The organism is Flexivirga meconopsidis (genome assembly GCF_026162425.1).
Lineage (GTDB): Bacteria > Actinomycetota > Actinomycetes > Actinomycetales > Dermatophilaceae > Flexivirga > Flexivirga meconopsidis.
In genome coordinates this window covers 433,588-457,187 of record NZ_JAOBQJ010000003.1, presented here as the reverse complement: position 1 = coordinate 457,187, position 23,600 = coordinate 433,588, and the positions used below count along the sequence as shown (strand labels likewise).

At 69.0% G+C, this 23,600-nt stretch carries 23 protein-coding genes and 3 tRNA genes; 9 read left to right on the top strand and 17 right to left on the bottom strand.

Annotation, left to right across the window (positions count from 1 at the left end; genetic code table 11):
* Window position 1 precedes the first annotated feature (1 nt).
* The gene (locus N2M23_RS11940; protein WP_265445766.1) at window positions 2–1,306 is read right to left on the bottom strand and encodes an MFS transporter; all 1,305 of its coding nucleotides are present in this window, start codon (window positions 1,304–1,306) and stop codon (window positions 2–4) included.
* 226 nt (window positions 1,307–1,532) lie between these two features.
* Between N2M23_RS11940 and N2M23_RS11935 the strand changes: the two genes are divergently transcribed.
* Window positions 1,533–2,861: a metal-dependent hydrolase family protein gene (locus tag N2M23_RS11935; protein ID WP_265445765.1), complete on the top strand. Its 1,329-nt coding sequence runs from the start codon at window positions 1,533–1,535 to the stop codon at window positions 2,859–2,861.
* Here N2M23_RS11935 and N2M23_RS11930 read toward each other — a convergent pair.
* Entirely contained in the window at window positions 2,843–4,021 is a 1,179-nt protein-coding gene (locus tag N2M23_RS11930; RefSeq protein ID WP_265445764.1) for a PucR family transcriptional regulator, read from the bottom strand. The two genes, N2M23_RS11935 and N2M23_RS11930, sit on opposite strands and share 19 nt — an antisense overlap.
* A 41-nt stretch (window positions 4,022–4,062) precedes the next feature.
* Here N2M23_RS11930 and N2M23_RS11925 point away from each other — a divergent pair, with 41 nt between their 5' ends.
* Entirely contained in the window at window positions 4,063–5,097 is a 1,035-nt protein-coding gene (locus tag N2M23_RS11925; protein ID WP_265445763.1) for an adenosine deaminase, read from the top strand.
* On the opposite strand, the gene N2M23_RS11920 is transcribed toward N2M23_RS11925, so the two are convergent.
* From N2M23_RS11920 to N2M23_RS11875, 10 genes are all read right to left on the bottom strand, one after another.
* Window positions 5,087–5,539, bottom strand: coding sequence for a hypothetical protein (locus tag N2M23_RS11920; protein ID WP_265445762.1), 453 nt, complete (start codon window positions 5,537–5,539; stop codon window positions 5,087–5,089). The two genes, N2M23_RS11925 and N2M23_RS11920, sit on opposite strands and share 11 nt — an antisense overlap.
* 42 nt (window positions 5,540–5,581) lie before the next feature.
* Window positions 5,582–6,670, bottom strand: coding sequence for a UDP-N-acetylmuramate dehydrogenase (locus tag N2M23_RS11915; protein WP_265445760.1), 1,089 nt, complete (start codon window positions 6,668–6,670; stop codon window positions 5,582–5,584).
* On the bottom strand, window positions 6,670–7,092 hold the full coding sequence (locus N2M23_RS11910) for a MaoC family dehydratase (RefSeq protein ID WP_265445758.1): 423 nt from the start codon (window positions 7,090–7,092) through the stop codon (window positions 6,670–6,672). The genes N2M23_RS11915 and N2M23_RS11910 overlap by 1 nt, the downstream gene beginning before the upstream one ends.
* Window positions 7,085–7,528 (bottom strand): FAS1-like dehydratase domain-containing protein, encoded by a 444-nt coding sequence (locus tag N2M23_RS11905; RefSeq protein WP_265445756.1) that lies wholly within the window; start codon window positions 7,526–7,528, stop codon window positions 7,085–7,087. The genes N2M23_RS11910 and N2M23_RS11905 overlap by 8 nt, the downstream gene beginning before the upstream one ends.
* 178 nt (window positions 7,529–7,706) lie before the next feature.
* Window positions 7,707–7,877, bottom strand: coding sequence for a 50S ribosomal protein L33 (gene rpmG / locus N2M23_RS11900; protein ID WP_171153271.1), 171 nt, complete (start codon window positions 7,875–7,877; stop codon window positions 7,707–7,709).
* 54 nt (window positions 7,878–7,931) lie between these two features.
* Window positions 7,932–8,005, bottom strand: a tRNA-Met gene (locus N2M23_RS11895).
* A 46-nt stretch (window positions 8,006–8,051) separates the two neighbouring features.
* Window positions 8,052–8,124, bottom strand: a tRNA-Thr gene (locus N2M23_RS11890).
* A 75-nt stretch (window positions 8,125–8,199) separates the two neighbouring features.
* Entirely contained in the window at window positions 8,200–9,066 is an 867-nt protein-coding gene (locus N2M23_RS11885; protein WP_265445753.1) for a MaoC/PaaZ C-terminal domain-containing protein, read from the bottom strand.
* A 76-nt stretch (window positions 9,067–9,142) separates the two neighbouring features.
* Window positions 9,143–10,510 carry a 3-oxoacyl-ACP reductase gene (locus tag N2M23_RS11880; protein WP_265445751.1) on the bottom strand — a complete coding sequence of 456 codons (1,368 nt, stop codon included), beginning with the start codon at window positions 10,508–10,510 and terminating at the stop codon, window positions 9,143–9,145.
* Window positions 10,511–10,557: 47 nt separating this feature from the next.
* Complete coding sequence (locus tag N2M23_RS11875; RefSeq protein WP_265445749.1) at window positions 10,558–11,835, bottom strand: acetyl-CoA C-acetyltransferase; 1,278 nt, start codon at window positions 11,833–11,835, stop codon at window positions 10,558–10,560.
* Window positions 11,836–11,926: 91 nt separating this feature from the next.
* On the opposite strand from N2M23_RS11875, the gene N2M23_RS11870 reads away from it, so the two are divergent.
* Window positions 11,927–12,640 (top strand): TetR/AcrR family transcriptional regulator, encoded by a 714-nt coding sequence (locus tag N2M23_RS11870; protein WP_265445747.1) that lies wholly within the window; start codon window positions 11,927–11,929, stop codon window positions 12,638–12,640.
* 32 nt (window positions 12,641–12,672) lie between these two features.
* Window positions 12,673–14,574 carry an acyl-CoA dehydrogenase family protein gene (locus N2M23_RS11865; protein ID WP_265445746.1) on the top strand — a complete coding sequence of 634 codons (1,902 nt, stop codon included), beginning with the start codon at window positions 12,673–12,675 and terminating at the stop codon, window positions 14,572–14,574.
* A 26-nt stretch (window positions 14,575–14,600) separates the two neighbouring features.
* Here N2M23_RS11865 and N2M23_RS11860 read toward each other — a convergent pair whose 3' ends face one another.
* Entirely contained in the window at window positions 14,601–15,992 is a 1,392-nt protein-coding gene (locus N2M23_RS11860) for an MFS transporter (RefSeq protein WP_265445744.1), read from the bottom strand.
* A 122-nt stretch (window positions 15,993–16,114) separates the two neighbouring features.
* On the opposite strand from N2M23_RS11860, the gene N2M23_RS11855 reads away from it, so the two are divergent.
* Window positions 16,115–16,981 carry a DMT family transporter gene (locus tag N2M23_RS11855; protein ID WP_279672220.1) on the top strand — a complete coding sequence of 289 codons (867 nt, stop codon included), beginning with the start codon at window positions 16,115–16,117 and terminating at the stop codon, window positions 16,979–16,981.
* A gap of 33 nt (window positions 16,982–17,014) precedes the next feature.
* On the top strand, window positions 17,015–17,830 hold the full coding sequence (locus N2M23_RS11850; RefSeq protein ID WP_265445740.1) for a MerR family transcriptional regulator: 816 nt from the start codon (window positions 17,015–17,017) through the stop codon (window positions 17,828–17,830).
* A 49-nt stretch (window positions 17,831–17,879) separates the two neighbouring features.
* Here the strand turns inward: N2M23_RS11850 and N2M23_RS11845 are convergent.
* Window positions 17,880–17,963, bottom strand: a tRNA-Tyr gene (locus tag N2M23_RS11845).
* 104 nt (window positions 17,964–18,067) lie between these two features.
* Here N2M23_RS11845 and N2M23_RS11840 point away from each other — a divergent pair.
* Window positions 18,068–18,565 carry a YajQ family cyclic di-GMP-binding protein gene (locus tag N2M23_RS11840; RefSeq protein WP_265445739.1) on the top strand — a complete coding sequence of 166 codons (498 nt, stop codon included), beginning with the start codon at window positions 18,068–18,070 and terminating at the stop codon, window positions 18,563–18,565.
* A gap of 69 nt (window positions 18,566–18,634) precedes the next feature.
* Here the strand turns inward: N2M23_RS11840 and N2M23_RS11835 are convergent, their stop codons facing one another.
* Window positions 18,635–19,291: a hypothetical protein gene (locus N2M23_RS11835; protein WP_265445737.1), complete on the bottom strand. Its 657-nt coding sequence runs from the start codon at window positions 19,289–19,291 to the stop codon at window positions 18,635–18,637.
* Between the two features lie 85 nt (window positions 19,292–19,376).
* Here N2M23_RS11835 and N2M23_RS11830 point away from each other — a divergent pair, with 85 nt between their 5' ends.
* Window positions 19,377–19,682, top strand: coding sequence for a hypothetical protein (locus tag N2M23_RS11830; RefSeq protein ID WP_265445736.1), 306 nt, complete (start codon window positions 19,377–19,379; stop codon window positions 19,680–19,682).
* A gap of 17 nt (window positions 19,683–19,699) precedes the next feature.
* Here N2M23_RS11830 and N2M23_RS11825 read toward each other — a convergent pair whose 3' ends face one another.
* Window positions 19,700–20,158 (bottom strand): hypothetical protein, encoded by a 459-nt coding sequence (locus tag N2M23_RS11825; RefSeq protein WP_265445734.1) that lies wholly within the window; start codon window positions 20,156–20,158, stop codon window positions 19,700–19,702.
* 72 nt (window positions 20,159–20,230) lie between these two features.
* On the opposite strand from N2M23_RS11825, the gene N2M23_RS11820 reads away from it, so the two are divergent.
* A complete protein-coding gene (locus N2M23_RS11820; RefSeq protein WP_265445732.1) occupies window positions 20,231–21,187 on the top strand; it encodes a Dyp-type peroxidase in 957 nt (318 codons plus the stop codon).
* A gap of 69 nt (window positions 21,188–21,256) precedes the next feature.
* Here the strand turns inward: N2M23_RS11820 and N2M23_RS11815 are convergent, their stop codons facing one another.
* The gene (locus N2M23_RS11815; protein WP_265445731.1) at window positions 21,257–23,464 is read right to left on the bottom strand and encodes a 5'-nucleotidase C-terminal domain-containing protein; all 2,208 of its coding nucleotides are present in this window, start codon (window positions 23,462–23,464) and stop codon (window positions 21,257–21,259) included.
* Window positions 23,465–23,600: the final 136 nt, after the last annotated feature.

Sequence of the window (23,600 nt, the reverse complement as noted above, 5' to 3'; positions counted from 1 at the left end):
GTCACGCCGTCGACGGCTTGGGCTTGCGCTCGGCCGCCGTCGACGGCGTGGCACCCGGCCGGGTCTCCGGCAGCCACATGGTCAACACGACGATCGCCGGTATGGCGACGGCCACGGCATACACCGACGGCGACGAGGACCACCCGGTCACCTCCACCAGCCAGTCGCTGACCAACGGTGCGGTGCCCCCGAAGACCGCCAGACCGACCTGGTTGGTCAGCCCGACACCGGTGTAGCGGGCGTGCGGCGGCCACAGCTCCGGCACACACACCGCACCCGCCGACACCACACCCGCTGTGCCGATCGCGAAGAGGATCAGCGCCAGCCACAGACCGCCGGTGCCGCCGTGGTCGAGCAACAGGTAAGCCGGGATCACCGTCACCGTGCCGAACGCGACCGACGCGAGCATCAGCGGCCGCCGACCGTGCTGGTCGGTCAAGTAGCCGATCAGCGGTGCCAGCACGGCGATCATCGCGAACAGTGCGGCCATCGACCACAGCATCCGCAGTGGCGTGAGGCCGACCGACTTGGTCAGGTGGGTCGGCAGGTAGCCGGTCGCCATGTGGCCGAGCACCGAGGTGAGCGCGAAGAAGACCAGTACGACCGCAAGCCGCTTGGTGTCGCGCAACGCGTCGCGCAGCGGCGTCTTGCTCACCTCGCCGGTCTCCTTCATCTCGGTGAAGGTCGGCGTCTCGGCCAGCCTGGCTCGGATCACCAGCCCGACCAGCGAGAGCACACCACCGGCGACGAAGCCGTAGCGCCAGCCGTTGGCGCCGGCGCCCGCGTAGTGCAGCAGCAGCAGAGTGAGCGTCGCGAGCACGCTGCCGATCCAGGTCGAGGACGCCACGACGCCCATCCAGAAGCCGCGCCGGCCCGGCAGGTGCTCCATCGCGAAGGTCAGTGCACCGGCGAACTCGCCCCCGGCGCTGAAGCCCTGCACCAACCGGCAGAGCAGTAGCAGCGCCGGTGCGAGCGCGCCAACGCTCTCGTGCGACGGCAGCAAACCGATCGCGGCCGTCGAGGCGCCCATGATGAGGATCGACGCGGTCAGTGCCCGCCGCCGCCCGAAGCGGTCGCCGATGCGACCGAAGACGATCGCGCCGAGCGGGCGGGCGGCGAAGGCCACGGCATACACCGCGAAGGTCGCGAGCAGCCCGTCGGACGGGTTCTCACCGGGGAAGAAGGTCATCGCGATCGTCGTCGCCGACAAGCCGTAGAGCAGGAAGTCGAACCATTCGACGACATTGCCCGCCGATGCTCCGAGCACGGTCCGCCGTGCCGTGACGGCTGAAGAGGTGGTGGTCATCGCCTGCTCCTTCTGCTGCGAGTTGCAGAACAGGGTGCAGGTGTGACGTGGATCACTGCGATCGACCAGAGTCGCGTCTTGTCCGGGCCCGGCACGACATACGTCGGGGCAGCATGCGTGCCGCGACGACTGTCGCGCACGCGCGCCGAAGTCGGCGACACCTAGGTATGACGCAGGTCACCGGACAAGGGCGAGCCTGGCAGCCCACTACGACGAAGGAGCAACCGTGGCGACCTGGTACACGAACCTGACCCTGATCGACGGTACGGGGGCGGCCGCGCAGGAGCGGTCCCACGTGCGGGTCGACGATGACGGCACGATCGGCGCGGTCGAATCCGGCGCCGACACGGGCGCACTCGGCATCGGTGGAGACGGCGCCGACGTCGTGGATTGCGCCGGGCGCTTCCTCACCCCAGGCCTGATCGACGCGCACTCCCACCTCGGCCTGGCCAGTGACATCGATGCCACCATGCGCCTGGACGTGTCGGTCGCCGAGACCGCGCGCGACATCTTCGAGGCCTGCTCGGACGCACTGGACGCGGGCTTCACCACCATCCGCGACGTGGGCGGCCTCGAAGGCCCGGTGCCCGACCTGATCCGGCGCGGGCGGCTGCGCGGCCCCCGGGTGCTCACCTCCGGACCGGTGCAGTGCCAGACCGGCGGGCACGGTCAGATGGGTCCCCGGTTCGAGCCGACCGAGCTGTTCGACTGCCACCAGATCGTCGGCCTGCGGACGGCGTCCATGCTGAGCGACGGCCCTGACGAGGTGCGCCGGAACGTCCGCGAGACGTTCCGCCGGGGCGCCGACCTGATCAAGATGTGCGTCACCGGCGGGGTGATCACCGTCGGGACCAACCCGAGCGACACCCAGTTCACCGTGCCCGAGGTGCGCGCCGCGGTCGAGGAGGCGGAGGCACGCGGCACCTACGTGACCGTGCACGCGCACAACAATGCCGGGCTGCTGGCCGCGGTCGAGGCGGGCGTGAAGTGCATCGAGCACGGCAGCGAGGTCAACCGGGAGGTGGCCGAGCTGCTCGCCGAGAAGGAGGTCGCGCTGGTGCCGACCCTTGCGCCGGGCGAGATCCTGCGCGAGCGCTCGCAGAAGGTCCGCGAGCGCGGCGGCCAGGGCGCTGACGCCTACCTCAAGCAGTTCTCGGTGACCGAGCGCCTGATCGCCGGGATGTCCGAGGTGGTGCCGCTCGCCCGCGAGGCAGGCGTTCTGCTCGGGCTCGGCGCCGACATCACCGGGCCCCGGCAGCGGGAGCGGGCCATGGAGCTGGTGCTGCGGGCCAAGATCGAGGACCCGATGGCGGCGCTGGTGTCGGCCACCCGCGACAACGCCCGCATCTGCCGGCTCGAGGACACGATCGGGACCGTCGAGGTCGGCAAGGTCGCCGACCTGTGCTTCTGGAGCGAGTCGCCGCTGGACGACGTCGAGGTCTTCACTGACACTGCCAAGTTGGCGCTGGTGCTGCAGGGCGGCCGCGCGGTCGCCGGCACCGACGGCACCACCGCGCAGACCGCGTCGCCGTGGGTTCAACCCGCCCTGTCGTAGCGGCCGAGCAGGCGGGCCGCCTTGATCCCGAGATGGCAGGCCAGGCGGGCCCGTCCGTCGGCCAGGTCGACGTCGGTCACCTGCTCGATCCGGCGCAGCCGCTGATAGAGCGTGGCCCGGTGCACATAGAGCGCCTCGGCGGCGGCGCGGGCGTCGCCACCGAGGTCGAGATAGGTCTCCAGCGTCGCGGCAAGCGATGCGGCCTGGGTCTCCTCGTGCTCCAGCAGCCGTATGACGGCAGCACCCATCGCGGTGTGCAGTTCCGGTTCGGCGAGGCCGGTGAGCAACTCGTAGACGCCCAGGTCGGCGAACGCCCGCGGGCTGCCGGTCGGGTCGACCGACTCGACCCGGACCGCGCGCAGCGCCTGCAGGAACGACTCGCGACTGTCGCCGAGGCGATCGACGGCGCGGCCGACCCCGACCAGCGCGGTCTTCTCGCCGAGCCGGTCGTGCGCGGTCTGCGCGGCGCGCGCGACGACCTCCGGGTCGTCGGTTGCGAGCAGCAGCACGCCGTGGTCAGGCCCGGGCAATGAGATCACCGAGCGGGCCGGGAAGCGGTCGCGCACGTCCTCGACCGCGAGCGAGACCTGGATGCGGGCGTCGTCCGCGGACCCGTCGGTCATGCGCACCGCAACGACAACCGCGGTGACGGGTGCGGCCTTGATCCAGCGTTGCTCCTGGATGCGCAGCGTCGCGTCGTGCCGGACCACCGAATCGGTCGACAGCAGGTCGTGGATCGCGCGCCGCTCGTCGCCGCGGCTGGTGTCCCGCTCCTTACGGAAGACGATCAGGCCGAGCGCGAGTTCGTGTGCGGCGGCACACAATTCGTCGATCACCGGCTGCGCGCCATCATCGGGGGCGGTGGAGCCGATCAGGTAGCCGCACAGGAGATCGTCGTGCCGCAGCGGGATCGCGAAGCGTTCGGCACCGGCCGACGTGTGCCCGATCGACCAGGCGCCCTCGTCGCTCCCGCGCTGCTGGTCGAGCAGGGCCCGCAGTGCCGCGGGTGCGGCCCGGCACAGGATCGCTTCGCTTGCGAGCGGATCGTCATACGGCGGATGGGAGGAGTAGGCGACCAGGTCACCCGCGGGTCCGACGACGAGCAGCGGCGCCGAGAGCCGCCCCGCGAGATGCTCGACGAATTGCTGCAGTGGCCGCATCCCATCGAGTCTAGGAAGTCGGGCGCGCTAGGTTCTGGCGTATGCCGAAAAGGGAGCGTGATGTCACGACGCTGCCCAAAGCCCACCTGCACCTGCACTTCACCGGGTCGATGCGGATCGCGACCCTGCACGACCTCGCCGACAAGCACGGGCTGCGGCTGCCCGAAGCGCTGCTGCAGGGCGGCTGGCCGCCGAAGCTGTCGGCCAAGGACGAGCGCGGCTGGTTCCGCTTTCAACGGCTGTATGACGCAGCTCGCGCCTGCGTGCAGGACGAGTCCGACCTGCGGCGCCTCGTCCGGGAGGCCGCCGAGGACGACGCCGCGGAAGGTTCGCGGTGGCTGGAGATCCAGGTCGACCCGACGTCCTACGCTGCGCGGCTCGGCGGCATCACCCCCACCTTGGAGATCGTGCTCGACGAGGCACGCGCGGCGAGTGCGCAGCTGCCGGTCGGGGTCGGAGTGATCGTCGCGGCGTCGCGGCTACGCGATCCGATGGACGCGCGCACGCTCGCTCGCCTGGCCGCGCACCACGCCGGCGACCGGCCGGGCGACGTGGTCGGATTCGGCCTGTCCAACGACGAACGCCGCGGCACCACAACAGATTTCGCGCCGGCCTTCGCGATCGCCCGGAAGGCCGGTCTGGCGCGGATGCCGCACGCGGGCGAACTGCTCGGCCCGCAGGCGGTCAGCGAGACCCTCGACTCACTGGACCCGACCCGGCTCGGCCACGGCGTGCGCTCCGCCGAGTCCGACGCGGTGCTCCGACGGGTGGTCGACTCCGGCATCGCGCTCGAGGTCTGCCCCGGATCCAACGTCGCACTCGGCGTCTACCCGGCCCCCACCGACGTGCCGCTGCGGCGGCTGGTCGACGCCGGCGCGCAGGTCGCGCTGGGCGCCGACGACCCGCTGCTCTTCGGTCACCGACTCGGCGACCAATACCGCTCGGCGCGCGCGGACCACGACTTCACCGATGCCGAGCTCGCCGGCCTGGCACGGGCATCGGTCGACGCGTCACTCGCGCCCGACGACGTGCGAGCGGCCGCCAAGCGCGACATCGACGCCTGGCTCACCACCTGAGCCCGGCCGACTCCAGGCTCGCCTCGACCTCCAACCGGTCGACCGCCGACCACGGGCGCGGCGGGAGGTCGTCCAGTTGCAAGGAGCGGCAACAGGTTTCGAGCACGTCGTCGTAGGCGAGCGTGGTCGCCTTGAGGCGGTGCACCCGGGCCGCCGCGCTCGAGGTGCGCAGCACGCCGAGCTCGGCGTAGAGCCGGGTGAGGTCCGCGGTGAGCTGGGCGATGTCGTGCACCGGCCGCACCGGCAAGTCGGGCGCGCTGCCGCGCCCGGGTTGGGGCTGCCAGGGCCAGGCGGCCTCACCGCTCATCACTCGCGCCGCGCGCTCACAGCCGAGCAGCACGGCCGCCGGGGCGATGCAGGCCAACGCGTATTGGGCCAGGCGCATCATCGCGACCTCCTCCGGTCGCGATGTGCCGCCGCGGCGCCCGCGACCGACTTCCATCGTCGCACCACTCGCGCCTTCGCGGGGAGACTTTCGCGCGGGCTACAGCTCGTGGCCGACGAACACCGGCTCGTTGACCAACTCGACTCCGAACGCGTCCAGCACCCCGTCGCGCACCTGCCGGGCCAGCGCGGCCACGTCGGCCGCCTTCGCGTCGCCGCGGTTGGTGATCGCCAGCGGGTGCTTGGTCGACAGGGCGGCCGGGCCCGGCATACCGAAGCCCTTGTCGAAGCCGGCGTGCTGGATCAGCCAGGCGGCGCTCGTCTTCACCCCAGTGCCCTCCGTCGGCCACCCCGGCGGCGGTGGCGCGTCGGCGCCGAACCGGTCGGCGGCAGCCAGGGTCAGCTGCTCGAACGCGTTGCCGCTGATGATCGGGTTGGTGAAGAATGAGCCGCACGACCAGGTGTCGTGGTCGGCCGGGTCGAGCACCATGCCGCGACGGCGACGCTGCTCCAGCACGGCGTCGCGGGCGTCGCCGAGCGGCACGCGAGCGCCGAGCTCCACGTCGAGTCCGCGCGCGAGCGCCTCGTAGCCGACCGGCTGCGACAGCTCCGTCGGACGCAGCGCGAAGAGCACGTCGAGCACCACGTAGCGACCGCCGCCGCGGAAGGGTGTGCCCTTGAACAGCGAGTGACGGTAAGCGAATTCGCAGTCGGCGCTCGCGAAGGTGACAACTCGCTGCTCCTGCCGATCGAAGGTCCGCACCGAGGCGATCGTCTGCGCGACCTCCTGACCGTAGGCGCCGACGTTCTGCACCGGCGTCGCACCGGCCAGTCCGGGTATGCCGGACAGGCCCTCGACCCCGGACCAGCCCTCGACACAGCAGCGCGCGACGAAGTCGTCCCACTCCTCCCCCGCCGCGACCCGCACGTGGACGCCGCCGCAGTCGTCGGCCGACTCGACCTCGACACCTGTGTTGGCGATCCGCAGCACCGTGCCGCGGAAGCCGTCGTCGGCGATCACCAGGTTGGAGCCGCCGGAGATCACCAGCAACTGCTCGTCCGCGTCGTCGACCTCGCGCACCGCGTCGACGATCTCGTCGGTGGTCTCGGCGACGACCAGCCGGTCGGCCGGGCCGCCAACGCGCATGGTGGTGAGCGGGGCCAGCTCGACCCCGTCGGCTTCGCGCATCAGGATCGTGCCGGCGCGGGCGTCAGCGCCACGGTCGCGCGGGCGCGCACCAGGACCTTGTCGTCGCCGTGGGTGGCGGTGATGTCGATCGTGGCGGTGCCGTCGGTGACGTCCTTCACGGTGCCGCCGACCTGGATGTCGGCGCCCCCGTCATACGAGACGGGGACGGGTGCGCTGAACCGCACGCCGTATGACGTGACCCGTCCGGCGTCACCGAGCCAGTTCACGACCGGCTGGATCGCCGCGCCCATGGTCCACATGCCGTGCGCGATGACGTCGGGAAGGCCGACGGAGGTGGCGAAGCGCTCGTCCCAGTGGATCGGGTTGAAGTCGCCGCTGGCACCGGCATAACGGACCAGCGTGGCGCGGTCGACGTGGACGGTGCGCGGCGGGATCTGGTCGCCGGGCTTGAGGTCATTCACCGCGGATCACCACCACGGAGGTCGTGTCGGTCACGACCTCGCCGTCGGCGGTGGTCAGCTGCGTGCCCAACGTCACCATCGAGTGGCCGCCGGCCTGCCGGACCTTCTCGATCGTGGTGGTCGCCTGCACCTCGTCGCCGGCGGTCAGCGGCCGGTGGTGGGTGAAGGACTCCTCGCCGTGCACCAGCCGGCTGAAGTCGATGCCGGCCTCGGGGTCGATCATCGCGGCCGCCTCGCCCTGCTGGGCGATCAGCACCGCGAAGGTCGGCGGCGCGATCACATCGGCGTAACCGCGCTGCTTGGCGACGGCGGGGTCGAAGTGGGCCTCATCGGTGGCGCCGACCGCCTTGGCGAACTCGGCGATCTTCGCGCGCGACACGACATACGGCGGTGACGGCGGGTAACTGCGGCCCGCCACCTCGGGGTTCACTGGCATGCCCGCGAGCCTATCGAGGACCCACTGCTACCACGAAATGTGGACTTGTCACGTGCTGTAGCACGTGACAAGTCCACATTGAGCGGTACGTGTTCGGGCGATTCCGATGTCGTGGTGACGATGCGATCAGGGAACGAGGAACGAGTTCGCTGATCGAGGAGGAACCGCGACCAAAAATCTAGCGAGTCTCGCGGTGCAGCGTGTGCTTGCGGTCCCGCGGGCAGTACTTCATGAACTCGACGCGGTCGGGGTTGTTGCGCCGGTTCTTCTTGGTGACGTAGTTGCGCTCTTTGCACTCGGTGCACGCCAAGGTGATCTTGGGGCGAATGTCTGCGCTCTTGCTGGCCACGGCAACCTGCTCTCGAAATTACGTGTCTGTCTTGGGTGATGCGGAAATGTTCAGTAGCGGGAGCGGGGCTCGATCCCGCGACCTCACGATTATGAGTCGTGCGCTCTAACCAGCTGAGCTATCCCGCCTCGGACGGGCCCCGGACCACGCGAGGTGGACCGTCGGACCCATCGGAGCCCCCAAACGGAATCGAACCGTTGACCTTCTCCTTACCATGGAGACGCTCTGCCGACTGAGCTATAGGGGCCTGCCTGACCGGCGCGTGACGGATTGTCACCCTGCCGAGCAGCGCAGCGAAAAGGCTACCTCACTGCCTCTCCGATCACGAAATCGGCCGCACCTGCCCCCGCACGAGCTCGGTGCCCTTGCGGTGGTTGCGCAGCGCCAGCTCCCACGATCCGTCCTGTCCGCCCTGGTGGGCGACGAGGCGGGTCGTGCCCGGGATGACGACCGGCTTGCGGAACGACATCGTCGCGACATACGAGTCCGGGAGACGGTTCTCGATGGCCGCGAGCATCGCCGCCTGGCTCCACATGCCGTGCACGATCGCCGACGGGAAGCCCATCGCCTTCGCGCTGAGCGGGTGCATGTGGATCGGGTTGACGTCGCCGCTCACCGTGGAGAACTGCCGGCCGAGGTCGCCGGGCAGCCGCCAGATCATCCCGGGGCCGTCCGGCGCCTCGTCCTCCTCGGGCCGCGGCGGCACGTCGCCGTCGATCCGCTGACCGCGATAGAGGTATGTCGCCAGCCCCTCCCAGACGAGCTCGTCGCCGACGTGTGCCTGCGAGACGACGTCGACCTGGACGCCGCTCTTGTGCGGGCGGGCGTTGGTCGCCCACGTCGAGAGGTCAAGGGTCTCGTCCAGGGTCACCGGGCGGTGGACGGTCAGCGTGTTGTCGAGGTGCACGCTGCCGACGAGCGGGTACGGATACTTGCCTTGCGTGAAAAGCGTTACCTGCAAAGGGAATACCAGATTGTGCAGGTAGGTCGCGGGCAGCTCTTCACGCAGCGTGTAGCCGCACACGTGGTCGTAGTCGGCGAGCGCGCTCGGGTCGACCTTGACGCCCTTGCGCACCACCTTGACGTCGGGCAGGCCGCCCTTGCCGCGGCGGCCGCGCGAGGACGCGACCGCCTTGGCGTAGAGCTTGCCCAGCGACGGCGCGGATTTGAGTTCGATCACTTTCGTCATCGACATCACCGTTCTTGGAGTCGGGGTCCCCGCGAAGTATCGGAGCGAGGAACGAGCGAAGAACTTCGTGGGGTGGTCAGGCGCCGAGCTGGCTCTGGCCGCAGACGCGCAGCACCTGGCCGGTCACGCCCGCCGAGCCGGGCTCGGCGAAGAACGCGATCGCCTCGCCGACGTCGACCGGCTGGCCGCCCTGCAGCAGCGAGTTGAGCCGGCGGCCGACCTCGCGGGTGGCGAACGGGATCTTGGCGGTCATCTCGGTCTCGATGAAGCCGGGCGCGACCGCGTTGACGGTGATGTTCCGGTCGGCGAGCGTCTGCGACAGTTGCCGCACCATGCCGATCACGCCGGCCTTGGACGCGGCGTAGTTGGACTGGCCGCGGTTGCCGCCGATGCCGCTGATCGAGGCGACGCCGATGATCCGGCCGCCGTCGGCGAGACCGCCCTTCACACCCTTGTCGAGCAGCACCTTGTTGATCCGGAACTGCGCGCGCAGGTTGACGTCCAGCACACTGCCCCAACGGTTTTCGTCGGTGTTGACGAAGAGTTTGTCGCGGGTGATGCCGGCGTTGTGCACCATCACGTCGAGCTTGTCGCTCTTGCGCGCGACCGCCTCGGCGATGCGCTCGCCGGCGTCGGCCGCGGTCACGTCGAGCTGCAGGGCGGTCGCCCCGAGCGAATTGGCGACCTTGCTGAGCGCCTCGCCGGAGGCGGGAATGTCGACCAGGATCAGATTGGCTCCGGCCCGGGCGAACACCTTGGCGATCTCGGCGCCGATGCCGCGCGCGGCACCGGTGATCACGGCGGTCTCGCCGGCGAGCGGGGAGTGCCAGTCGTCGACGTCGGGCACGTCGGCGTCCCGCACTCGGATCGGCTGACCCGAGACGTATGCCGAGCGGCTCGACAGCAGGAAGCGCAGCGGGGCGGCCAGCACGGCCGAGTCACCCTGTGCCTTCTCGTCCACCCACAGCAGGTTGGCGGTGCCGCCGCGCAGCATCTCCTTGCCGATCGAGCGGGTGATGCCCTCCAGCGCCTGCTGGGTGGCGGCGGCCTCGGGGTCGGACAGTTCGCTCGGCGTGGTGCCGATGACGACCAGCCGCGCGGACGAGCCGGTCTTCTTCAACGCGGGGGCGACGACCTGACGCAGCTCGTCGAGCTGGTCGAGCGTGCGCGCCTGCGTGGCGTCGAAGACGATCGCGGCCAGGCGCGCGTCATACGACGTCTCGGGGGTGGCGTCGACGACCTCGCCGCCCGACGCCTTGACGATCGCCGACGCGGAGGCGGCGACCGGCGCGGAGCCGATGCCGGCCACGGCGGCCGGCCCTTCGAGCAGCTGCTGGCCCTCCTTGTAGCGGCGCAGCAGGGCCGGCTTGGGCAGCCCGAACTGGCTGGCTACCTTCTTGCCGAGCGGGTTCTTGTTGACCAGGTTCGAATAAGTGTCAGCCATCGTCTATCGCTCCTTTGTCGTCGTCTGCGGGCGTCGCTCGTGCGTCATCACGCTGCCTCCAGAATGGCCACCACACCGAGGCCACCCGCGGCGCAGATCGAGATGAGCGCCCGGCCGGAACCCTTCTCGTGCAACTGTTTTGCGGCCGAGGCGATGATCCGGCCACCGGTCGCGGCGAAGGGGTGCCCCGCGGCGAGCGAGGAACCGTTGACGTTGAGCTTGCTGCGGTCGATCGAGCCCAGCGGTGCCTCCAGACCCAGCTTCTCCTTGCAGAACTCGGCGCTCTCCATCGCGGCCAGGTGGCACAGCACGGTGGACGCGAACGCCTCGTGGATCTCGTAGAAGTCGAAGTCCTGCAGGGTCAGGTTGTTGCGCTGCAGCAGCCGCGCGATGGCGTATGGCGGGGCCATCAACAGGCCCTCGTTGCCGGTGACGTAGTCCACCGCCGCGGTCTCGCCGTCGACGAACCGGGCGAGCGGGGTGATCTTGTGCTCGTCGGCCCACTCCTTGGTGCCGAGCAGCACCGCGGAGGCGCCGTCGGTGAGCGGCGTGGAGTTGCCGGCCGTCATCGTGGCGCCCTCACCCTTGCCGAAGACCGGCTTGAGCTTGGCGAGCTTCTCGACCGTGGAGTCCGGCCGGAGGTTGTTGTCCTTGGTCACCCCGAGGTAGGGCGTGATCAGGTCGTCGAAGAAGCCGCGGTCGTAGGCGGCGGCGAGGTTCTGGTGGCTGAGCGCCGTCAGCTCGTCCTGCGCCTCGCGGGTGATGCCCCACTCCTTGGTGGTGATCGCCTGGTGCTCACCCATCGACAGGCCGGTGCGCGGCTCGCCGTTGGTCGGCTGCTCCGGCGCCAGCTGCGCCGGGCGAATCTTGAGCACGGCCGAGATGCGCTGCTGCGGCGTCTTGGCGTAGTTGGCCTTCATCAGCGTGCGGCGCAGACCGTCGTTGATCGCGAGCGGTGCGTCCGAGGTGGTGTCGGTGCCGCCGGCGATGGCCGAGTCGATCTGCCCGAGCGCGATCTTGTTCGCGACCAGGATCGCCGCCTCGAGACCGGTGCCGCAGGCCTGCTGCACGTCATACGCCGGGGTGGTCGGCGACAGGTGCGAGCCGAGCACGGACTCGCGGGTGAGGTTGAAGTCGCGCGAGTGCTTCAGCACCGCACCGGCTGCGACCTCCCCGAGACGCTCGCCGGCGAGGCCGTAGCGCGAGACCAGGCCGTCGATCGCGGTCGTCAGCATGTCCTGGTTGGAAGCCTTGAGGTATTTGCCACCGGATCGCACGAACGGGATCCGGTTGCCACCGAGGACGTAAACGTCACGAGGGCTCATGAGGGAGTCTCCCTTGGGGGTCGAACTGAGCGGGTGAATTACCGATACCGAGAGTAGCAGGTACAGCGAGTTTCGGATACTCTCGATTGTCATGGGTATGCCGGAGGAGACCCGCGTGGACGGTCGCGATGCGCGGTGGACGCAGCATCGCGAGCAGCGACGACGCGAGTTGATCGACGCTGCGGTGCGCGCGATCCGCAGCTACGGCGCCGCGGTCGGGATGGATGAGATCGCCGCCGAGGCCGGCACCAGCAAGACCGTCATCTACCGGCACCTGGGCGATCGCATGGGTCTCTACCTGGCCGTCTGCGAGAGCGTCGACAACCGCATCCTCGGCGATGTGCAGAAGGTGCTGAGCGAGGTCGACACGGTGGGGACGACGACCGGCGCCACGCCGTTCGCCGGTCACGCCCGTGCACTCATCGAGGCCGTCATCGACAGTTATCTGCGCCAGGTGGAACGCGATCCCGAGGTCTACCGCTTCGTGGTCCGGCGCCCGGCACTGAACGTCGCGCCCGACGAAGACCCGGTCGCCGGCATCAGCGACACCATCGCCCAGGTGCTCGAACCGATCTTTGCCGAAGCCCTGGCCGCCACCGGACAGGACACGACCGCCGCGCGCATCTGGGCACACGGGCTGATCGGGTTCGTGCGAGAGTCGGCAGACCGCTGGCTCGCCGACCCCGAGCGGCCACCACGCGAGGTCGTCGTGCGATACCTCGCGGCATTCGCGTCGGTCGGGCTGACCGGCGTGCTCGGCATCGACCCGGGAGAAGACTCCGGCGGGGACCCGCCGGGGACCTGACCGCCAGCAACACCACCTCGAAGGAGAGTGTGATGAGCGATCCCATCGTCACCGAACTGCGTGACACCCTCGACGGCCGGTGGGCCGAGCTGCGGCGCCGCGCTCGCGACGAGTTGTCGGCCGACTGGATGCTCGCGCCATACGGCCTGAGCATCGCCGAACACCGAGAGCTGACAACGAAATCGCTGCAACGGATTGCTGACGAGGGTTACGGCCGGGTCGGCTTCCCAACGGCGTTCGGCGGCGAGTTCGACTACGCCGCCTCGTGCGTGCTCTTCGAAATGCAGGCGTTCGGGGACCTGTCGCTGCTGGTGAAGGTAGGCGTGCAGTTCGGGCTGTTCGGCGGGGCGGTCGCGCGCCTCGGCACCGAACGGCACCACGCGGCATACCTCAAGGACATCATGGCCGCGAAGCTGCTCGGGTCGTTCGCGATGACCGAGGTCGGCCACGGCAGCAACGTCCAAGCACTGGAAACCACTGCGACGTATGACGATTCGACGCACGAACTCATCATCGACACCCCGACCGAGTCCGCGGTCAAGACCTACATCGGCAATGCCGCGAAGGATGCCCGGATGGCGGTCGTCTTCGCGCAGTTGCAGACCGCCGAGGGCGGGCACGGAGTCCACGCGGTGCTGGTGCCGGTGCGCGACGAGGCGGGAAATCCGTTGCCGGGAGTGACGATCGGCGACAACGGCGTCAAGGGCGGGCTGCCGGGCGTCGACAACGGCACCTTCGCCTTCCAGCAGGTGCGGGTGCCGAAGGACAATCTGCTCGACGCCTTCGGTGATATCGACGACGACGGTAAGTACGTCTCGTCGATCGACAACCCGGACCGGCGCTTCTTCACCATGCTCGGCACTCTGGTGCGCGGGCGGGTCTGCGTCGGTGGCGGCTCGGGCGCCGCGGCGAAGAAGGCGCTGGCCATCGCGATCCGCTACGGCAGCACCCGGCGGCAGTTCTCCGCACCTGGCGCCGAGCAGGAGAACGTCATCCTCGATTACCTTGCGCACCAACGCAATCTGCTCCCCCGCCTGGCGAAGGCCTACGCGCTGAGCTTCGCGCAGAACGCCGTCACCGAGCGGTTGCAGGAGCTGCAGGGTGAGGGTGCGGAGCCCGATCAAGAAGGACAGCGGGAGCTGGAGTCGCGGGTCGCCGGGCTCAAGGCGGTCACGACCTGGCACGCGCTCGACACCATCCAGGCCTGCCGCGAGGCGTGTGGCGGCGCGGGTTACATGGCCGAGAACCAGCTGGTGCAAATGCACGCCGATGTCGACGTCTTCGCAACCTTTGAGGGCGACAACACCGTGCTGCTGCAACTGGCGGCCAAGGGTCTGCTCACCGACTACAAGGAGATGTGGGGCGACCTGGACGCGATGGGCATGGTCGGCAAGATCGCCGGCCAGCTCGGTGACCGGCTCGTCGAGCGCACCGCCGGCCGCGCCGGACTGCAGCGGCTGATCGACACCGCGACCGGTCGCGACGACGACACCGCCACCGACAGCCTGCCCTGGGCACTGTCGATGTTCGAGCAGCGGGCCGAGCACGTGCTCGAGACGTTGGGCAACAGGCTGCGAAAAGCGACCAAGGACAATGCCTTCGAGCTGTTCAACGCCGCGCAGGACCACGTGCTCTTCGCGGCCCGGGTGCACATCGACCGGTGCGTGCTCGAAGCCGCACTGGAGGCCCACGAGGCGATGACCTCCGGCGCGGCCAAGGACCTGCTCGGCCGAGTCCTCACGCTCTACGCGCTGAGCTCGATCGAGCAGGACAAGGCATGGTTCATCGAGCACGGGCGGATCAACGCCACCCGTTCGCGCGCGGTCACTGCCTCGGTGAACGACCTGTGCCGCGAGCTACGCCCGCACGCACTGACGCTCGTGGACGCGCTCGGCGTGCCGGACGAGTTGATCACCGCGCCGATCGCGCAGTAGCGGGATCGCCGGCCGGACTCGCGCGATCAGCCCTCGGTTGCCGGCTGCGCCTTGCTGGCCGGTGCCCGGAGCGCGACCGCGGTGAGGATGCCGCCGACCGCGACCAGCGCCGCACACCACCACATCGAGGCGCGGTAGGCGTCGCCGACGGCAGCGGGGTCGCGGTAGGCGGTGCCGGACAGCCCGACCAGCAAGGGCAGCACCGCGACGGCGAGCAGCCCCGCGGTGCGCGAGACGGCGTTGTTGATCCCGCTGGCGAGGCCCGACTCCTCGTCGGGCACAGCCGCCAGCACGGTGCCGGTGAGCGGTGCGACGAGCATCGACAACCCGAGACCCATCAGGATCACGCCCGGCAGCACCTGCCCGATGTATGACGGGGCATCCGGCGCGAGCGCCAACCACGCGAAGCCGACCGTCAGCACGGCCGAACCGGCGACCATTGGCGTGCGCGCCCCGAATTTCGTTGCCACCGCACCGAAACGGGACGCCAGGAAGAACATGATGATCGACACCGGCACGGTCGCGGCGCCCGCCTCGAGCGGCGACCAGCCGGCGCTCACCTGCAGGAAGATCGCGAGGAAGAGCATCGACCCGGACAGCGCCGCGTAGACGAACAGCGTCACGATGTTGATCACCGAGAAGTCGCGGGAGGCGAAGATCGCGGGTGGCAGCATCGGGTGCGGCTCCCGCAGCTCGAAGAGCACGAACGCCACCCCGGCCACCACACCGATGATCAGCGCGCCGACCGTCGTGAGCGAGGCGCCGGTGTCCGGCCAGGCGGTGAGCGCCCAAGTGATGCCGGCGAGCGTGATCGGGGCGAGCACGACCGCCCACCAGTCGAAGCGGTAGACGTCGTCCTCGTCGCGTGACTCGGGCGCCGGCTTCAGCAGCCACAGCACGATGGCGGCGAGCGGGACGTTGATCCAGAAGGCGATCCGCCAGTCGATCCCGACCAGCCAGCCGCCGATCACCGGGCCGGCTGCGGTCGCGATGCCGAGGGTGCCGGTCCACGCACCGATCGCCCGCATCCGGTCCTCCGGCCGGAACGACGCCTGCAGCATCGCCAGCGAACCCGGCGTCATCAGTGCCGCGAAGACGCCCTGCAGCACCCGGGCGAGCACCACGGTCTCGATCGTCGGACCGATCGCGACCAGCACCGAGGCCAGGGCGAAACCGGCTATCCCCCAGGCATATACGCGCTTGCGGCCGAGCCGGTCGCCGAGCGATCCGCCGACGAGGATGAGTGACGCCAACGACAGCGTGTAGCCGTTCACCACCCACTGCAGACCGGCGAGGTCGGCGTGCAGGTCGTCGCCGATGTGCGGCAGTGCGACGTTGGCGACCGTGCCGTCGAGGAAGCCCATGCCGGAGCCGAGCACGGTGGTGGCGAGCAGCCGTCGACCGGCGGGCTCGCTCATCGCCAGCAGTCTTCGGTCGCCTGTCTGGTTGTCGGTCATTGACTGTCCAAGGTCGCCATACCCGCCATCATTCCCCCGGTGCCGTCCCCGTATTGGCGATCGATAGTGTCGCTTCGGTGTCCATGCACGCCCTTGCCCTGGTGCTCACCGCCGCCGTACTCCACGCGGTGTGGAATATCGCGGCCAAGCGGGTCCAGGGCGGCAGCCAGGTCTTCGTGTTCTGTTATGCCCTGCTGTCTGCGGTGCTGTGGTTGCCGATCGGCGCGATCGTGCTGCTGAGCAGCGATGCGTCGATCGGTTGGCCGCTACTGCTGGCGAGCGCACTGTCCGGGCTGTTCCACAATCTCTACGGTCTGGCCCTGCAGACCGGCTACGACAAGGCGGATCTCGGGGTCGTCTACCCGGTCGCGCGCGGCACCGGGCCGTTGATCACCATGCTCTTCGCGATTGCGGTGCTCGGCGAGCGCCCCGGGTTGCTCGGCGTCGCGGGAGGTCTCGTCGTGGTGGCCGGGGTCGCGGTCGTCGCAACCGCTCGGGCTCCGGAAGGCCGTGCGGCACAGCGGCATTCGCCATACAGCGGGATCCTGTGGGGGACGCTGACCGGGCTGACCATTGCGTCATACACGCTCTGGGACGACCACGCGATGACCGAGCTCGCACTGCTGCCGATCCCCTACTTCGCACTCACTGCCGCCTGGCAATCGGTGCTGATGGCGCCGACGCTGCGCGGACAGAGCGAGACGATGCGGCGGATCGTGCGCGACCACTGGCGCGAGGTCGCGGTGATCGCGGTGCTGTCGCCGCTGGCGTACGTGCTGGTGCTGCAGGCGATGACGACGACGCCGGTCGCGCTTGTCGCACCGGCCCGTGAGTCGAGCATCGTGGTCGGCGCGCTGCTCGCCTGGTGGCTGTTCAAGGAGCCTCGTCCGGCACGCAAGCTGCTCGGTGCGGTCGTGGTGCTCACCGGGATCGCGCTGATCGCGGCTTGACCCTCACACCGTGTCAGCGGCCAAGCTCGTGCCATGACCGACACTTCGAACCTCATCCCGATCGGCAGGTTCTCGTCGCTCACCCGCATCAGCGTGCGGATGCTGCGCCACTACGACGCACACGGTGTGCTCGTGCCGGCGCAGGTCCGTGCCGACACCGGCTACCGGCTCTACGCGCCCAGCCAGGTCGGCGACGCGATGCTCGTGCGACAACTGCGTGACGTGGGGTTCGGCGTGCCCGCCATCGGTGCCCTTCTGGCCGCCCGCGGCACCTCCACCTTCACCTCGGCGCTGGAGCAGCAGCGCGCGGTGCTCGTGGACGAGACCCGGGCCGCGCAACACCGTCTGGACCTACTCGACAAGATGCGCGAGACGCATCGGAAGGAACTGACCATGTCTGTCACCATCGACGAACACCCCTTCGAGGCACGCCACATCGTCGCGTTGCGCGACACCATCCCGACGTATGCCGACGAGGGCCGGCTCTGGGACCGGCTGCTGCCGGAGGTGGAACGCCAGCGCATCGCGGTCGACGGGCCGTGCGGCGCGCTCGACCTGGACGACGAGTTCCAGGAGCAGGACGTGGACAAGGAGATCTTCGTCCAGGTGCCGGCCGGTACGACGGCGGCCGCGCCGCTCACCTCGCGTGACCTCCCGCAGCAGCGGGCGGTGCGGGCGACGCTGACCGGCCCCTACACCGAGATCGGTGACGCTTGCGACCAGCTCGCGCGCTGGGCGGCCGACCGTGGCACCCCCGGCACCGGCGGCATGCGCTACGTCTATCTCAACGACGTGCGCAGCACCCCGCCGGAGCAGTTGGTCACCGAGATCTACCTGCCCATCGGCTGACGTGGGTATGGCGAAGGCCCCGACCAACCGGTCGGGGCCTTCGCGCACGTGGTGCCAGGTCAAGGATTCGAACCTTGGTAGCTTTCGCGACGGATTTACAGTCCGCTCCCATTGGCCGCTCGGGCAACCTGGCGAGTGCGTGGACGAGGATAACAAGCCTCCCGGCACCGGTGCCAATCGAGCGCGCGCGGCATACTCGGTCGAACATCACCAGCGCACCCGAGGAGCGACACGATCATGGCCGACTCGTCCTTCGACATCGTCAGCAAGACCGACAAGCAGGAGGTCAGCAACGCCCTCAACCAGGCCGCGAAGGAGATCTCCACCCGCTACGACTTCCGCGGTGTCGGCGCCGAGATCGACTGGTCCGGCGAGAAGATCCTGATGAAGGCGAACGCCCCCGAGCGAGTCCTGGCGGTGCTCGACGTCTTCCAGACCAAGCTGGTCAAGCGCGGCGTCTCGCTGAAGGCTCTCGAGCTGTCCGACGACGGTGAGCCGAAGGTGTCCGGCAAGGAGTACCGCCTGGAAGCGGCACTGAAGGACGGCATCAGCCAGGAGAACGCCAAGAAGATCTCCAAGATCATCCGCGACGAGGGCCCCAAGTCCGTCAAGTCGCGTATCGAAGGCGACGAGCTGCGCGTCACCAGCAAGTCCCGCGATGACCTGCAGGAGGTGCAGCGCCTGCTCAAGGCCGCCGACCTGGACGTGGCGTTGCAGTTCACCAATTACCGGTGACTGAGCAACGTTTCCCCGTGCCGCGACACCTCACTCCTGGACCGCCTGCTGTAACCCGTGCTCCGCAGGTCAGCCGTCCGCCGAGGAGATCGCGAAAACGATCACCGCAATTACGAACACTGTGCCCGCCCACGGCAGCCACGCCAGCAGTGCGGCGAGCTTCTCCTGGCAGCGGTAGTGGTGAACTGCGTCCTCCAGGGCGACCAGCGCGGCGTCCGTGTCGTGCAGTGCGGCGGCGATCTGCTGCGCGGCCCGCAGGTCAGTCGCCGACACCGGGCGGCCGTGCCACTGTGGCTGCTGGCCGCGACGCAAGGCCCCTAACGCCTCCTGAGCCAGCGCACGCTGTGAACACAGATCGGTCACTGTGCGTTCGCCGGCAAGGAGCGTTTCGGCATGGTTGCGCACCCAGCGCACCGTGTCGTCGCTCATCGGCTCGGGGTCGTCCGGGTCCAACGAGCCGGCGTTGATCTCCGCAGCGGAGATCTCGGTCGCCGACGGCCGCGGGACAGCCAGGATCCGGGCCGCGGCAGTGAGCAACCACAATGCCAGCCCGATCGCGACCGCGGCCGCCGCTGCCGAGACGATCCCGCGCCAGGTCCCCAGGTCGTGCAGCCTGGTCAGCTGCAGCCCGCCGACCAGGACCACGGCTGTTCCGCCGGCGGCACCGACCAGCCATTTCACCGTCGAGCGTAGGTCGGCCAACGCCGCAGCCGCAGGGCTCGTCACGGGCATTTCCTGACCCCTGTCGCCGTTGTACGACATAAGGAGTACATTAGCCATGCAGATCGAGGGACGAGGGCGGTGAGGCACGATGACTCAGATCGACAGCCAGATCAGCAGCACAGCGATCTACACCATGCGCGAACTCAACCACGAGACTCCCCGGGTCATCCGGGAGATCAACGAGAGCGGCCGGCCGGCGGCGATCACCCGCCGCGGGCGGTTCGTCGCGCTCATCACGCCGCTGGCTGATGCCGGTGTGGAATCAGCCGCGCTATCGAAGGCGCTGGAGGCGGCGCCGGACAGGGCGCAGCTGCTCGGCGAGCAGACCGCCCAGAAGATCCTCTCCGCTGCGCAGGTCGCCGACGAACTCGACATCACGCTGCCCGAGCGCTGACCGGCCCGCTGAACTGCTCACGCCAGAGACGGCAGGTGTCTGGCGACGACGGTGTTGTCCCATACCTTCACGACCAGCAGCATCTCGCCCCGGCGCTGAAGCCGGCTCAGACCGGGGCGCTCGTCAACGGTCCTGTGCAGCCGGTGATGGATCATTTCGTCACTGGTCACCCGCCGGTACAGCAGCAGAAAGTTGAACGCCTGCCAGCTGTTGTCAGCGGAGTCATCGTCGGTGTCCCAGCCCTCGAAGGCGTCCAGGTCCGCCAGGCGGACCCCGCGACGCCACCACAGGCCCGGCCGGCGGGCGAGCTGTCCTTCGATCGCCGATCCACTGTCAGGCTCCCGGAGTTCAGTCAGCGCGATGTCCACCAGTTCGGCCCGCACGGCACGGTCATCGATGCGCCGCAGGTCCTGGCAGGCCGCCTGGCTGATCCTGGTATCCACTCGGCCACTATGACGCACCGGCGGAGCGGGCACGCCTCTACGCTCGCAGCTTTGCTGACGGGAGTCCGCACACCCTGGCCGTCCGGCCAACTAGGCTTGTCAATCATGGTGGATCAGCAGCAGATCGACAGCCAGCCCCAGTACATCGACAACCCGTTGACGCGTGCCGCCGCGTTCCTCGTGCTCACGATCAATGACGGCGACGAGGCCATGGCGAAGGCCCGGTCCGTGGTCGCCAGCACCGGCGACCTCATCAAAGACGTCCGCATCCGGTCGCTGAAGAACATCTTCACGGCCAACGTCGGCATCGCCGACCGGGTGTGGGACGGCCTGACCGGTGGCAAGCCAAAGCCCAAGGAACTCAAGCCTTTTGCCGAGATCAAGGGCGACAAGCACACCGCCGTCTCAACCCCTGGCGATCTGCTCTACCACGTGCGCGCCGACACCATGGACCTCGTGATCGAGTTCGAGAAGATCCTGCTCGAGGCATTCGGCGACTCGGTCACCCCGGTCGACGACGTCGCCGGGTTCCGATACTTCGACGACCGCGACCTGCTGGAATTCGTCGACGGCACCGCCAACCCGGCCGGGCTCGACCAGCCCTTCTCCACCACGATCGGCGACGAGGACCCCGACTACATCGGCGGCAGCTACGTCGTGACACAGAAATACCTGCACCAGCTCGGCGACTGGCGCAAGCAGAGCACTGAGGACCAGGAGCAGGTCATCGGTCGCACCAAGTTCGACAACGTCGAACTGCCGGACGCCGAGGGAAACGCCCAGAAGTCGCACAAGACCCTCTGCACCATCACCGACGACAAGGGCGTCGAGCACGACATCCTGCGCGACAACATGCCGTTCGCGACACCGGGCAAGGGCGAGTACGGCACCTACTTCATCGGCTACTCCCGACACCTCTGGGTGACCGAGAAGATGCTGGAGCGGATGTTCATCGGCGACCCGCCCGGCAAGTACGACCGCATCCTCGACTTCTCCACGGCGGTCACCGGCACTACCTTCTTCGTCCCGTCCCGCGGCTTCCTCGCGGCGCTCGACGACTGACCGGCCAACGCGAAACCCGCCCGGAATCAATCGATTCCGAGCGGGTTTCGCTTACCGCTGTATGACGGCTCAGCCGCGCACGCGCCGGCCGAGCAGCGTCACGCCCGCACCCAGCAGGAGCAGCGCTCCGCCGCCGAGCAGCAGCATCCGGTTGTTGTCGTTGCCGCCCGCACCGCCGTCGGTGATGATCGGCGGACCGGTCGTGGACGACGTGCCGGTCGGCTCACCCGTCGAGGACGACGAGTCAGTCGGCGAGGCGGTCCCACTGCCCGACGGAGACGGCGACGTCGTGTCGCTGCCCGACGGAGACGGCGACGGCTCACTACCCGCCTGCACGGTGACCGGCATCGTCACCGTGGTGCCGGTCTGCGCGGCCTTCACCACCAGGTCCGCCTGACCCGCGACCGCGTCGGCCGGGATCTTCACCGTGATGTCCGCGGTCTCGTTGCGCGACGGGAACGGCGGAGTGCTGCTCAGTGCCTTGGTCACCGGGAAGCTGCCGAGGCTCTTGCCGCCGAGCAGCACCTCCACCGAGGTCGTGGTCGGGGACCCGAGGCTGGTCAGGTCCAGACCGGAGACGGTGAACTTGGTCTCCTGGCCCGCCGTCACCTGCGTCGGCTGATTCTCAACGGCCACACCGTTTTTCGCGAAGCTCGGACTGAGCGGACTGTTCTCCTTGATCCACTCCACGAAGAGCCCTTGGTCGATCAGACCGGAGTCTCGCGAGTCCGTACCCTTCGCAAACTCGGTGAAGTTGTCACCGCCGGCGATCAGGAACGAGTTGGACGCCACCTTGTAGGTCGCCTTCTCGTCGAGCGGCTTGCCGTCGACCGTGACCGAGGTGATGTGGCTGCCGTCGGCTGCCTTCGGGTCGAAGGTGTAGGTGACGTTCTTGGACAGCCCGAGCTTGAGGAACGGCCGCGAGTTGCCGGCCGGCTGCCACTGCTGCTCCAGCACCGTCTTGAACTGCGCGCCGGTCAGGTCGATCGTCTGCACGGTGTTGTTGAACGGCATGATCGAGGCCGCGTCGGCATACGTGATCTTGCCGCCGTTCTTGGCCAGCAGATCCGCACGCACCCCACCGGGGTTCATCACGCCGATGGTGACGCCGCCCTCGCGACCCGGCTTGTTGAGCGAGTCGCGGTAGCTCTGCGCGATCGCGTTGGACAGCGTCGACTCGCGCATCCGGTCGTCGCGGGCACCGTCCTTGTAGGCGGTGGTGATGTCGCCGGTCAGCGTGCCGATCTGCTGCTGACCGATCTGCTCGGCCTTGGCATTCGCAGTGTCGACGATGTTCGCGGCCTTGGTGTACGCCGGGTCGTTCGCGCACGCGGCGGTCGGCGCGGTCACCTCGCGGTTGGCCACGTTGTACTGCTCGACCTTGCCCGTCTGCTTGTTGTAGCCAAGTTGCAGCACCCCGAGGTACTGCGCGTAGAACCCGGTCTGCACGACCGGGCGCGTCCCCTCACCGCCGGGCACCGGGGCATCGAACGCGTAGCGCATGTGCGTGTGACCGGTGAAGATCGCATCGACCGACTTGTCGGTCTGCTGCACGATCTGCTTGAACTGCGCGCTGGCCGCCTCGTCCTGCTCGAGCGTCACGCCGTCGCCGCCCATCGGGGCGCCCTCGTGATACTCGGCAACGACGACGTCCGCCTCACCGTTGGCCGGGTTGCCGTCCTTCAACTCCTTGGCGACCTTGCTGACCGCGGCCACCGGGTCGCCGAAGTCCAGGCCGGCGATGCCCGGCTTGGCGACCAGGCTCGGCACGTCCTTGGTCACCGCGCCGACCACGCCGACCTTCACGCCGTTGACGTCGATGACCTTGTATGCCGGCAGCGCCGGCGTCGTCGTACCCGCCTTGTAGACGTTCGCGCCCAGGTAGGTCCAGTCGGCCCGCTGCTGCACCCGGCCAGTCAGGTCGTCGAATCCCTTGTCGAACTCGTGGTTTCCGACCGCTGACGCCTTGAGGCCGAGCGCGTTCAGGTAGTCGATCGACGGTTCGTCGTTCTGCGAGGCCGACTCGAACGGCGAGCCGCCGACGTTGTCACCCGCGGACAGGAACGTGGCGCCCGGCAGCTCCTGCTTGGCAGTGGTCACCGTGCAGGCGAAATCCTTGCTGAAGTGACCGTGGAAATCGTTGGTGTTGAGCAGGTTCAGCGGCGTCAGGTTCGCGTCGATCTTGTCGACCTTCGTCGCCGCTCCCGCCGTGGGTATGACGAGAGCGGCGCCGACGGCGACTGCGGCTGCAGCGCCCGCGGCACGGGTGAGCTTCATGAGTCCTCCGGAACGTGATGGATGAGGCGGAGCCGGGCCCTCCCCAGGGGCACGCTCCAACCACTCATCTTGGCGCAGGAAGCACGACTCTGGGCCGTGTTGCGCCGAAGTTCACCGAAGGTTCGGTGCTGGGGCG

What these genes read in the sequence shown, in the direction of transcription:
- N2M23_RS11940 (WP_265445766.1), bottom strand. Translation starts at nt 1,306, where the DNA reads ATGACCACCACCTCTTCAGCCGTCACGGCACGGCGGACCGTGCTCGGA.
- N2M23_RS11930 (WP_265445764.1), bottom strand. Translation starts at nt 4,021, where the DNA reads ATGCGGCCACTGCAGCAATTCGTCGAGCATCTCGCGGGGCGGCTCTCG.
- N2M23_RS11925 (WP_265445763.1), top strand. Translation starts at nt 4,063, where the DNA reads ATGCCGAAAAGGGAGCGTGATGTCACGACGCTGCCCAAAGCCCACCTG.
- N2M23_RS11920 (WP_265445762.1), bottom strand. Translation starts at nt 5,539, where the DNA reads ATGGAAGTCGGTCGCGGGCGCCGCGGCGGCACATCGCGACCGGAGGAG.
- N2M23_RS11915 (WP_265445760.1), bottom strand. Translation starts at nt 6,670, where the DNA reads ATGCGCGAAGCCGACGGGGTCGAGCTGGCCCCGCTCACCACCATGCGC.
- N2M23_RS11905 (WP_265445756.1), bottom strand. Translation starts at nt 7,528, where the DNA reads ATGCCAGTGAACCCCGAGGTGGCGGGCCGCAGTTACCCGCCGTCACCG.
- N2M23_RS11885 (WP_265445753.1), bottom strand. Translation starts at nt 9,066, where the DNA reads ATGACGAAAGTGATCGAACTCAAATCCGCGCCGTCGCTGGGCAAGCTC.
- N2M23_RS11880 (WP_265445751.1), bottom strand. Translation starts at nt 10,510, where the DNA reads ATGGCTGACACTTATTCGAACCTGGTCAACAAGAACCCGCTCGGCAAG.
- N2M23_RS11875 (WP_265445749.1), bottom strand. Translation starts at nt 11,835, where the DNA reads ATGAGCCCTCGTGACGTTTACGTCCTCGGTGGCAACCGGATCCCGTTC.
- N2M23_RS11870 (WP_265445747.1), top strand. Translation starts at nt 11,927, where the DNA reads ATGGGTATGCCGGAGGAGACCCGCGTGGACGGTCGCGATGCGCGGTGG.
- N2M23_RS11865 (WP_265445746.1), top strand. Translation starts at nt 12,673, where the DNA reads ATGAGCGATCCCATCGTCACCGAACTGCGTGACACCCTCGACGGCCGG.
- N2M23_RS11860 (WP_265445744.1), bottom strand. Translation starts at nt 15,992, where the DNA reads ATGAGCGAGCCCGCCGGTCGACGGCTGCTCGCCACCACCGTGCTCGGC.
- N2M23_RS11855 (WP_279672220.1), top strand. Translation starts at nt 16,115, where the DNA reads ATGCACGCCCTTGCCCTGGTGCTCACCGCCGCCGTACTCCACGCGGTG.
- N2M23_RS11850 (WP_265445740.1), top strand. Translation starts at nt 17,015, where the DNA reads ATGACCGACACTTCGAACCTCATCCCGATCGGCAGGTTCTCGTCGCTC.
- N2M23_RS11840 (WP_265445739.1), top strand. Translation starts at nt 18,068, where the DNA reads ATGGCCGACTCGTCCTTCGACATCGTCAGCAAGACCGACAAGCAGGAG.
- N2M23_RS11830 (WP_265445736.1), top strand. Translation starts at nt 19,377, where the DNA reads ATGACTCAGATCGACAGCCAGATCAGCAGCACAGCGATCTACACCATG.
- N2M23_RS11820 (WP_265445732.1), top strand. Translation starts at nt 20,231, where the DNA reads ATGGTGGATCAGCAGCAGATCGACAGCCAGCCCCAGTACATCGACAAC.
- N2M23_RS11815 (WP_265445731.1), bottom strand. Translation starts at nt 23,464, where the DNA reads ATGAAGCTCACCCGTGCCGCGGGCGCTGCAGCCGCAGTCGCCGTCGGC.